Genomic DNA, 8,788 nt, shown 5'->3' on the forward strand with positions numbered 1-8,788 from the left:
TGAATATAAGGGGATGAAAACGTGTTCAGATATGGCTCCACACCCATTTCGTAACCACCGTTTAGAATCCCCTGAGAATTCTCCATGACGCACACTCACCGGAGAGTTTAATTCCAATTCCTTTGTTTAATTCATTCCCATGCACCCCACTAAAGGTGAGACGCAGGTAACTTGGAGAGCCTAACCCTAGGGTCAGTCCTGCTCAAGTCCACACCTCACAGCGTGCTCAGGCAATAGGTTTGACCGACCGACGGCTACTTAAAGGGGAAGGGTTTAAGTTCTGATCTCGGGGTGCATTGAAGCTATCTGAAAAAGGGGCAAGTAGAGTCAGGTAATGCCAAAGATTTCGGCCTGCCCAACAATACCAAACTCACCCCGGGAAGCTAAGGGCAGCACGAGAATTGGTCGCTTTCTTTCCCAAAACATTGGTCATTTCCCTAAAATGTTAATTTAGCGTGATCTACCACCATGACACAAGCAAAACCAATCAACTCCCCACCTGAGGCGGCTACGAGTCGTCAGGGTAACGTCGTTTTAATGCCATCAGGTCGCCTGAGACCTGATTATGACCAAGAGCCAGGCTCACCCAGCACAGAGGTAGGAAGCAATACTGCCAATGCTCCTAGTACGTCCAAATGGTCAACCTCGATACAAACTACCCTCGACCAGCCTCCGGCGAACCTTCCCCGGCTCTTGATGTTGGGTGGATTAAGCTTCTGTACGATATTTGTGGCTTGGGCAACGTTTGGGCAGATTGATGAAGTCGGTAAAGCTCATGGAAGCTTAGTGCCAAAAGGCGACGTTTATAAAGTTGACCCGATTGAGCCAGGCAAGATTGCTAGTATTAAGGTCAAAGAAGGGCAAGCGGTTAAAGCTGGGGAAGTCTTGGTGGAACTGGATACAGAGCTTGCCACTCAGGAAGTAGAACGTTTAGAGAAAGTTCTTAATGCAGACCGGATTAGGTTAGTTCAGATGCAAGGACTGCTTGAAAGAACCCGTCTAGAAGTAGAAACTCGTGAGCAGATTACCCAAGCAGAAGTTCAAGCACAACAAGCTTCGATCGCACGAGCACAAGCTAGTGCATCGGCAATTAGACAACAAATCATTCAACATCAGTTAGCTAAAGCTGCTAATCGCGAACGATTACAACGGATGAAGCTGGTGCAGGCGACAGCCCAAGAACTGCTCCAGCAACGGCGGGCTAATGTAGTGGCTCTCAAGGAACGACTCGATAACCTTAAGCCTCTGTTGGCAGAAGGAGCAATCTCGAAAGAACAGGTATTTCAAGCAGAACAAAGCTTTCGTGCTAGCCAAAGTGCTGTTACCGAAAGCAAACTGCAAGAGGGTTTGAGTACTCGCGAACAGATCTTTCAAGCTCAGCAAAGTATACGCGATCGCGAAGCGGCGACTAGCCAAAGCCGAGGTGAGCTACAACAAACTTTAGCAGAAATTAAGCGACTAGAGGCAGAATTAGAGCATCGGCAAGCAACGGGACGCACCACTCGCCTGGAAGCACAGCAGAAAATTCAACAGTTGGAAGTGGAACTGACCCAAATCAAAGCTAGAATTTCTGAAAATGAAACCCTGGTTACTACTGCTAAAACCAGGCTCAAACAGAAGTTTCTCAAAGCGCCAGTGGATGGGATAATATCTTCCCTCAACATTGGTAATGCTGGTGAAGTCGTGCAACCGGGACGTAGCATCGCCGAAATCGCTCCTCAAGGTGCCCCCTTAGTGCTATCCGCAAGTTTGCCTACTCGCGAGGCAGGGTTTATTAACGAAGGAATGGCGGTGCAAGTGAAATTTGATGCCTATCCCTATCAGGATTACGGCATCATCAAAGGCACGGTGATTTCCATCTCTTCCGATGCTAAAGCCGATCAAGTAATGGGTTCAGTCTATAAGGTGAAAGTGTCCCTCGACCGTGACTATGTGATTGAAGAGGATGAAATCATCCGGTTTAAGGCTGGTCAAACCGCCAATGCTGACATCATCATCCGCCGCCGTCGGATTATCGATTTCTTATTGGATCCGATGCGACAACTGCAAAAAAGCGGCATCGATCTATAGTGCTCTGTTCTCAAATCACTTTCATCACTGACTGATCGTTTTCCGTTGACGGTTAACAGTTGACCGTTAATTTTTAGTAGTCAACTTGCTAGTAATTCCTTGAAATCTGCAAGTTAACTGCACCCCAGCTTATAAACTATTGACCTTTAGACTTACAGGATAAGAAATAACCATGACCTATCGTATTCCTTCTGCCAATACCAAGCTCGACAAAATGATGGATATTGATAAGTTTAGCGAGATCGAGGAAGCCATCCTTGATGGCAAATATTCTTGGGCTTGTGTGTTAATGCTACGCTTGGCAGGCCATAACCCCCTAGACTACATGCCTTCTAGAACCTACAGCCGCTTGCTCAAACAAAACCGGGACATGATCTTACAGAAGCAAGCTAGTATGATGACCAATAGCAATAAAGTCTTGAATGCACGGCAGCGTTTGAGCCAGATCAAAGATCTGGCTTATGTAGAGACCCTTGGCAAGAAAACTTCACAGGTCCACGGTGGCGATCAAGAACAGTGCTTAATCACTGAACTGGAAGAAGAGGAATCCATCCTCAAGAAGTTAACCGATTATTTACGGCAAGACTGTTTGGTTTCCCTGTGGTGAGCAGGTATAATCATTTTCCTACCCATCCTCCTTGTCATTACCAGCCACTGCTTACCACCACACCAGATCAGACTAAGCCTGTGGTCAAAGTAATTCATTAATAACCGCCTTGTCCATTAGGTGCGCTTTTCGTTGGCGAATTAAATTCGCCACGGGTCGCACCTGTTGATGGACGAGGCGTTTTTTTATCTGATCACAGACCGGAATGAAACAGCCCTAGTAAAAACAGCCCTAGTACTCTGTCAATTTAGTTTTGAGGGTGAGGGCTAGGTGGCACGGTTAATGGTTAAGCGGGCCTAATCTAAGGGTTTAAGCGTGGCTAATCCCTAGTTAACCTAAGTTCGACGTAACCCTGAAAGCCTTAATCTAGCCTAGTTGCCCAACCCTTGTATTCCTTAGTCTTTCCTCAAGCGATCGCTTATATCGAACTCAGGTTATACCAATTCTTAGCCCTCACAGGGCTACACATTATTAATTTCATCTCCCCATCTCCCCATCTCCCCATCTCCCGATCTCCCCACACGCCCCCTCTCCTCACACTTCCCACACTCCCTGCTCCCTGCTCCCTGTTCCGGTGATCCGCTGTTCCCTTTGCTATTAACTAATGACTGGACATAGCACGGACTTTAGCACTTACTTTAGTTGTGGGAGGATTCAACCATCAATCTCAAGCCAAAGTGGCGTTCATATTTTTAATTAGATTTGATATAATAACCGGTTCATTACTAATAATTTACTTCACTAAAACCCCATCAACCTTACCCATCTCTTTGAACTAATTCAGAATCGGTTACTAGTCACTCTTTAGTTGTGGGAGGAGTCAAGCATCAATCTCAAGCCAAAGTGGCGTTCATTTTTTTTTATATTAGATATAATGACCAGTTTATTCCTAAGAATTTACTTGACTAAAACCCCAGAAATATTACCAATCTATTTGAACTAATCCAGAATTGGTTACTGCTGACTACATCCTTTTAGTAAATCCAGTGATTTTCAAAAAATAAAAGCTTGAAGCCAAATTGGCGAGACATGCCTAGGGGAATATGGATATAGTTATATCAACAGCTAAAACAAAGCTGCTCCACAGAAATAAAATCAACAACAAAGAAGGAGAAAATCAATGCTTATTTCTGACTTAAACCATCTAGAATCCGTTGAGGCTAGCCAAGTTCAAGGTGGTACTACTATTGCTGGAATCCAATTCGACAACAATGTCACCAGCGTTTTCAACACCACCAGCACCATCACCGAAACTGAAGTTTTCAATACCAGCATTACTTCTAGCGTAGACATTAATGGTATTACCGCTTCAGGTGGTACTACATCTGAAGGTTCTAGCGATCAAGGTAATAACGTTGCTACTAAGCAAGAAAGCGTCTTCATCACTATTGAGCAAGGTGGCGTAACTGGTTCCAAGTCTGTAGGTCTTGGCTTCTCTGGAATCAGCCGTTAGTAATTAATCACGAAAAGTTTCTGATTAATTAGTTTCTAAACCTCGATTCATCATCAACAACCAACAAGGAGAAAATCAATGCTTATTTCTGACTTAAATCATCTAGAATCCGTTGAGGCTAGCCAAGTTCAAGGTGGTACTACTATTGCTGGAATCACATTCAACAACAATGTCACCAGCGTTTTCAACACCACCAGCACCATCACCGAAACTGAAGTTTTCGATACCAGCATTACCTCTAGCGTAGACATTAATGGTATTACCGCTTCAGGTGGTACTACATCTGAAGGTTCTAGCGATGCAGGTAATAACGTTGCTACTAAGCAAGAAAGCGTCTTCATCACTATTGAGCAAGGTGGAGTAACTGGTTCCAAGTCCGTAGGTATTGGCTTCTCTGGAATCAGCCGTCATTAATTAATCAGGACAAGTTACTAATTAAGTAATTTGTAAACCTCGATTCATTATTCAGGGTAAACGCATCTTATTTTGAAATGCCTACTGGATATGAGATTCATATGATAAGTATTTTAACTTATTAAGTTTGAAATCTTTTCTGAGTAACGTTTCTATAATTTAGATGGGTTTGCCCATTATTAACAATAAAAAAGGAGAAAATCAATGCTTATTTCTGATCTAAACCATCTAGAATCCGTTGACGCTAGCCAAGTTCAAGGTGGTACTACTATTGCTGGAATCACATTTAACAACAATGTCAACAGCGTTTTCAACACCACCAGCAACATCACTGAAACCGAAATTTTCAATACCAGCATTATCTCTCGTGTAGACATTAATGGTATTACCGCTTCAGGTGGTGTTACATCTGAAGCTTCTAGCGATAAAGGTAATAACGTTGCTACTAAGCAAGAAAGCGTCTTCATCACTATTGAGCAAGGTGGAGTAACTGGTTCCAAGTCTGTAGGTATTGGCTTCTCTGCTATCAGCCGTTAGTACTTAATCAGGAACTTTTTGTGATTAAGTAATTTGTAAACATGGGTGTATTCATATCCTAATATAATGCATTAAATTCAATTCTATATCAAGATTATTGCACTCAATTTTAGGTGTAAGTAATTCATTTTGATAACTTCAAAATACTAAAGTATCAGTAGTTATATCAAACCGGAACTCAATAGGTTAATTGCCAAATTAGCGAGACAAACATTTTGAACTTTGATAGTTTAATTTAAGTGTCAAACAAGCAGTTTTATTAAAAAACAAAAAGGAGAGAAATAAATAATGATTATTTCTGATCTAAATCATTTAGAAACTATTGCTGAAGACCCCAAAGTTGTGGGTGGATATGGCTACTACCAACCTTACTTCCCTTTCGGATTTAACAAATTTATCAACGTCGGTATTGACATTGAAGAGAACGTAGCTACGATTGATGGCCGCGCACAAGCCTTTGGTGAGAAGACCTTCACTAACGTCACTGGCAGTACTACCACTACTGAGCATGGTTCTCAATCTACCCTAAGTACAATATCTGTTAGTTCTTCTAAGAATAAGAAGCATTATTACTAAAACGGCTTAGAGTAATCCTTGAGACTTAAGGCTATCAATGCTGCGGAAAGATGAAGCAAAAATCAGTAACATCTTTCCGCAGCATTAATCACAATGGGAGCATCCCATTTTTGTGAATTGGTAGTGGAAGCATTTTGCTTGTGGTTAGTAAAATAAGGACGTAATTGGTAGTGGGAGCATCTTGCTCGGTACTTACAGAAAACGGTGCTCCCAATTTATCATTTTTAGTTGCTTTTATATTTAGTTGCTTTTAGATGCTCCCGATCACAATTAAGCATTAGCTAATTTTACCAGGAGAATCATTCATGAAAATTGCTCAATTAGAATATTTTGAGCTACAGGCAACAGACCACCCTATTTTAGGTGGTTTTGTTTTTACTACTGCTGAAGCCTTCGCTGGTCCTGGCATTGGTGCCACTAATGCTCAGGCCGATGCGTTAGCTCAGCATACCGATACTTCCGTAGAAAGCTTTATCCATGTAGACGAGTTCTTTTCTGAAGCTAGGGCAAAAGCTGAGGCTAGGGCTAGGGATCGTCATTACTGGGGTTATTCTGTCCATGATCCCTTTGGGATTTATCGTTTGATTGGATAACTCAACAAATATATAGCAGTTATCAATTCGGTGAGGTACTTTGCTTATCCTTTTAAGGCAATAGGCAAGCTAGCAATAGGTAAGCTAGCAATAGTAACAAGGGTTTTAAGGGCTCCATCGCTTTTCTGATAATGTTTTTGTCAATTATCGTCCACTGATTCCAAGTTACCCGATCCGAATATTCCTGATCCGAAGTTCCCGATTTATGCAAAAAAATTAGTGAATTTTTCAATAATTAAAATGTTTTTAACTCGTTCCATTAGTAACAAAGGAGTTTAACGATTATGTTTGATCACTTTCGGTTATGGGAGTTACCTGGCTCATTTACAACCATGAACGGTAGTCATTCTGCAATTATATCTGTATCGGAAGTAAATTCTGAGGCAGCAAGTACTATGAGTAATGCCATGAGCATGGATCCTAAGGGAAACATGGCTACGAGTGCAGTGCAAGCATCTGCTAATAAAGCCACAAACACTGCGGGTATTGTTGAAGCTAGGGCTGGTACTGATAACTTCTCAGTACCTGATATTCAGGAAGCTTTTTTCACGAGGACTAACTTTTTTAGCAGATACTTCTAAAGCTATCAGCTTAATAAAATCTAGTTTCTGTGTGCTGGCTTCAAAACGGGGATTGAGGGGCGAGGTGTTTTGATTGAGGGATAAGTCTCAACTTGGATTTTTGCTGGCAAATACTCCGCCCTCAATTTGGCAAATTGGCAAAATTTAGGAATTGCTTTTTGTATGATGATAAGAGTCAGACAGTTAACTCAGCTGACTCTGACCAAGACTGTAAGTAGTTCCAGTTATAGTTCATAATCGGGTGTAATGGTTGACCTTTCCAAAGCATCGGTGACTCCAGAGGAAATTATGTACTCCTTGAAAAAGGAGATGCATCTGAAGGGCATCTGTCAAAAAGTTTTGTATCAACGAGTTATCAATAAAGCGGCTCAAGAAAGAGGGATAACAGTCACACCAGAAGACGTGCAAGCTCAGGCGGATGAGATCCGTTATGCCAATCGTTTGGAAAAGGCAGCAGAAACATTGGCCTGGCTGGCAGATCAGATGGTGACAGCAGAGGATTGGGAAGCGGGAATTAGCGATCGCTTGCTTGCCCAAAAGCTTGCTGAGTCCTTATTTTATAAAGATGTGGAAAAAAGCTTTGCTCAAAATCGACTGGACTTTGAGCAAGTTTTGGTTTATCAAATTCTGGTGGATTCTGAGGAAATTGCTCAGGAGCTTTTCTATCAGATTGAGGAAGGAGAAATCAGTTTTTATGAAGCTGCTCATTTCTATGATATAGACCCAGAAAGGCAGCGACGGTGTGGCTATGAAGGAAAGTTGCCTCGTTGGAGTTTTAAGCCTGAGATAGCTGCCCTTATCTTTAGTGTTCAGCCAGGAGAAGTGACTCATCCCCTGCAAACCGAACAAGGATATCATCTTTTCTTAGTTGAAGAATTTATTCCAGCTGAATTAACCGAAGAAAAGTCTAAAGAAATTTTACAGAGTATGTTTCAAGAGTGGCTCAATAGTGAAGTTAACTATATGATCCATAGTGAAATTAGTACCATCAATACTGGGGAATAATCCCAATGCTATTAATGGTTTTAGAGAGCAGGGAGCTTCGGAGCAGAGAGCAGGGGTAAGTAAATTTAATTTACCTCATAACTAAAATAACTAACGAAAATTACTAACTAGAGTGATGTAACCATGAGACGTTCCCAGACAATCAGAAAATGGATAGTTTCAGCAGATGGTACGGTTGTAGTCCAAGCCGAAAGTACAGCAACTGCCTCTGGGGATGAAGCAACCATTATTCAAGAGGTTACTGTCAAAAGAGACTAGAGTGGCAGAATTTATAGCAGAAGTTCATCCTCTTGCTATGCTTCTTATAGTAAGTAGTTTACCTATAGCATTTCTAAATCAATTATACAAAATAATTACCGTTTTTGACCTTGTCTTGAGTAAGCATTTAGCTCAGAAATGTTGAATGATAGTTAACAAACTAGACAAATAGCCTCTAATTTGATAAAATAGAGGCCAAATAAAAATATAATAATGTTGCTTAAATGATATCAAATTTTCCACAAATCATCAAAAAACACCTAGGAAAACTACCTACTGATGATTATCCAGTCCTCAATACTTTCCTGTCTTGATGCAGTCGCTCATGGGGGAAACCCCCAAGACCGCGCTGCATCGCTATTTGTATCAACCTGGTTAGAATTTGTATTAGACCAAAGTCAAACTAGTATGAGGAGTTTATTTAAGCGTTTGAATGTACGTGGCATAGATGTAGACATATCGACTTTCTCTAAGGCGAGCAAAGTGAGAAATCCAATGTTGTTTTATAATTTGTTAATTCAATTAAGAAAAGCTCTACATAAAAGCCCAAAAGTAGGGAAGAATAAATTAGCATTATTTCCGATTGATTCGACCATAGTAACATTAACAAGCAAGCTTTTATGGAGCCAAGGCTTTAATCAAGTAAAATTATTCAGTGGCTTAAATTTATTAACAGCAGAGCCAGGAGGAATAA

The 8,788-nt window shown here is 41.3% G+C and carries 10 protein-coding genes and 1 pseudogene; all 11 read left to right on the top strand.

Going from position 1 to position 8,788, the window contains the following annotated elements; translation table 11 throughout:
- Window positions 1-468: 468 nt before the first annotated feature.
- Entirely contained in the window at window positions 469-2,070 is a 1,602-nt protein-coding gene (locus F6K37_RS06435) for a beta-barrel domain-containing protein (protein ID WP_008191094.1), read from the top strand.
- Between the two features lie 172 nt (window positions 2,071-2,242).
- Entirely contained in the window at window positions 2,243-2,677 is a 435-nt protein-coding gene (locus tag F6K37_RS06440) for a HetP family heterocyst commitment protein (protein WP_008191092.1), read from the top strand.
- 1,120 nt (window positions 2,678-3,797) lie between these two features.
- Window positions 3,798-4,130, top strand: coding sequence for a hypothetical protein (locus F6K37_RS06445; protein WP_008191090.1), 333 nt, complete (start codon window positions 3,798-3,800; stop codon window positions 4,128-4,130).
- A gap of 78 nt (window positions 4,131-4,208) precedes the next feature.
- A complete protein-coding gene (locus F6K37_RS06450; RefSeq protein WP_008191088.1) occupies window positions 4,209-4,544 on the top strand; it encodes a hypothetical protein in 336 nt (111 codons plus the stop codon).
- A 204-nt stretch (window positions 4,545-4,748) separates the two neighbouring features.
- On the top strand, window positions 4,749-5,081 hold the full coding sequence (locus F6K37_RS06455; RefSeq protein ID WP_287249001.1) for a hypothetical protein: 333 nt from the start codon (window positions 4,749-4,751) through the stop codon (window positions 5,079-5,081).
- Window positions 5,082-5,369: 288 nt separating this feature from the next.
- A complete protein-coding gene (locus F6K37_RS06460; protein WP_008191084.1) occupies window positions 5,370-5,657 on the top strand; it encodes a hypothetical protein in 288 nt (95 codons plus the stop codon).
- A 305-nt stretch (window positions 5,658-5,962) separates the two neighbouring features.
- The gene (locus F6K37_RS06465; RefSeq protein ID WP_008191083.1) at window positions 5,963-6,250 is read left to right on the top strand and encodes a hypothetical protein; all 288 of its coding nucleotides are present in this window, start codon (window positions 5,963-5,965) and stop codon (window positions 6,248-6,250) included.
- Between the two features lie 284 nt (window positions 6,251-6,534).
- A complete protein-coding gene (locus F6K37_RS06470) occupies window positions 6,535-6,831 on the top strand; it encodes a hypothetical protein (protein WP_008191080.1) in 297 nt (98 codons plus the stop codon).
- Window positions 6,832-7,077: 246 nt separating this feature from the next.
- A complete protein-coding gene (locus F6K37_RS06475; RefSeq protein WP_008191078.1) occupies window positions 7,078-7,836 on the top strand; it encodes a foldase protein PrsA in 759 nt (252 codons plus the stop codon).
- Between the two features lie 123 nt (window positions 7,837-7,959).
- Window positions 7,960-8,094 (top strand): hypothetical protein, encoded by a 135-nt coding sequence (locus F6K37_RS06480; RefSeq protein ID WP_008191076.1) that lies wholly within the window; start codon window positions 7,960-7,962, stop codon window positions 8,092-8,094.
- 224 nt (window positions 8,095-8,318) lie between these two features.
- Window positions 8,319-8,788: pseudogene (locus F6K37_RS06485) on the top strand (hypothetical protein); the annotation flags it as partial.

The organism is Moorena sp. SIO4E2, assembly GCF_010671945.1.
GTDB lineage: Bacteria > Cyanobacteriota > Cyanobacteriia > Cyanobacteriales > Coleofasciculaceae > Moorena > Moorena producens.

Excerpts from the sequence above, each read along its gene's own strand:
- F6K37_RS06445 (WP_008191090.1), top strand. The coding sequence starts at position 3,798 with ATGCTTATTTCTGACTTAAACCATCTAGAATCCGTTGAGGCTAGCCAA.
- F6K37_RS06435 (WP_008191094.1), top strand. The coding sequence starts at position 469 with ATGACACAAGCAAAACCAATCAACTCCCCACCTGAGGCGGCTACGAGT.
- F6K37_RS06480 (WP_008191076.1), top strand. The coding sequence starts at position 7,960 with ATGAGACGTTCCCAGACAATCAGAAAATGGATAGTTTCAGCAGATGGT.
- F6K37_RS06475 (WP_008191078.1), top strand. The coding sequence starts at position 7,078 with ATGGTTGACCTTTCCAAAGCATCGGTGACTCCAGAGGAAATTATGTAC.
- F6K37_RS06450 (WP_008191088.1), top strand. The coding sequence starts at position 4,209 with ATGCTTATTTCTGACTTAAATCATCTAGAATCCGTTGAGGCTAGCCAA.
- F6K37_RS06470 (WP_008191080.1), top strand. The coding sequence starts at position 6,535 with ATGTTTGATCACTTTCGGTTATGGGAGTTACCTGGCTCATTTACAACC.
- F6K37_RS06460 (WP_008191084.1), top strand. The coding sequence starts at position 5,370 with ATGATTATTTCTGATCTAAATCATTTAGAAACTATTGCTGAAGACCCC.
- F6K37_RS06465 (WP_008191083.1), top strand. The coding sequence starts at position 5,963 with ATGAAAATTGCTCAATTAGAATATTTTGAGCTACAGGCAACAGACCAC.
- F6K37_RS06455 (WP_287249001.1), top strand. The coding sequence starts at position 4,749 with ATGCTTATTTCTGATCTAAACCATCTAGAATCCGTTGACGCTAGCCAA.
- F6K37_RS06440 (WP_008191092.1), top strand. The coding sequence starts at position 2,243 with ATGACCTATCGTATTCCTTCTGCCAATACCAAGCTCGACAAAATGATG.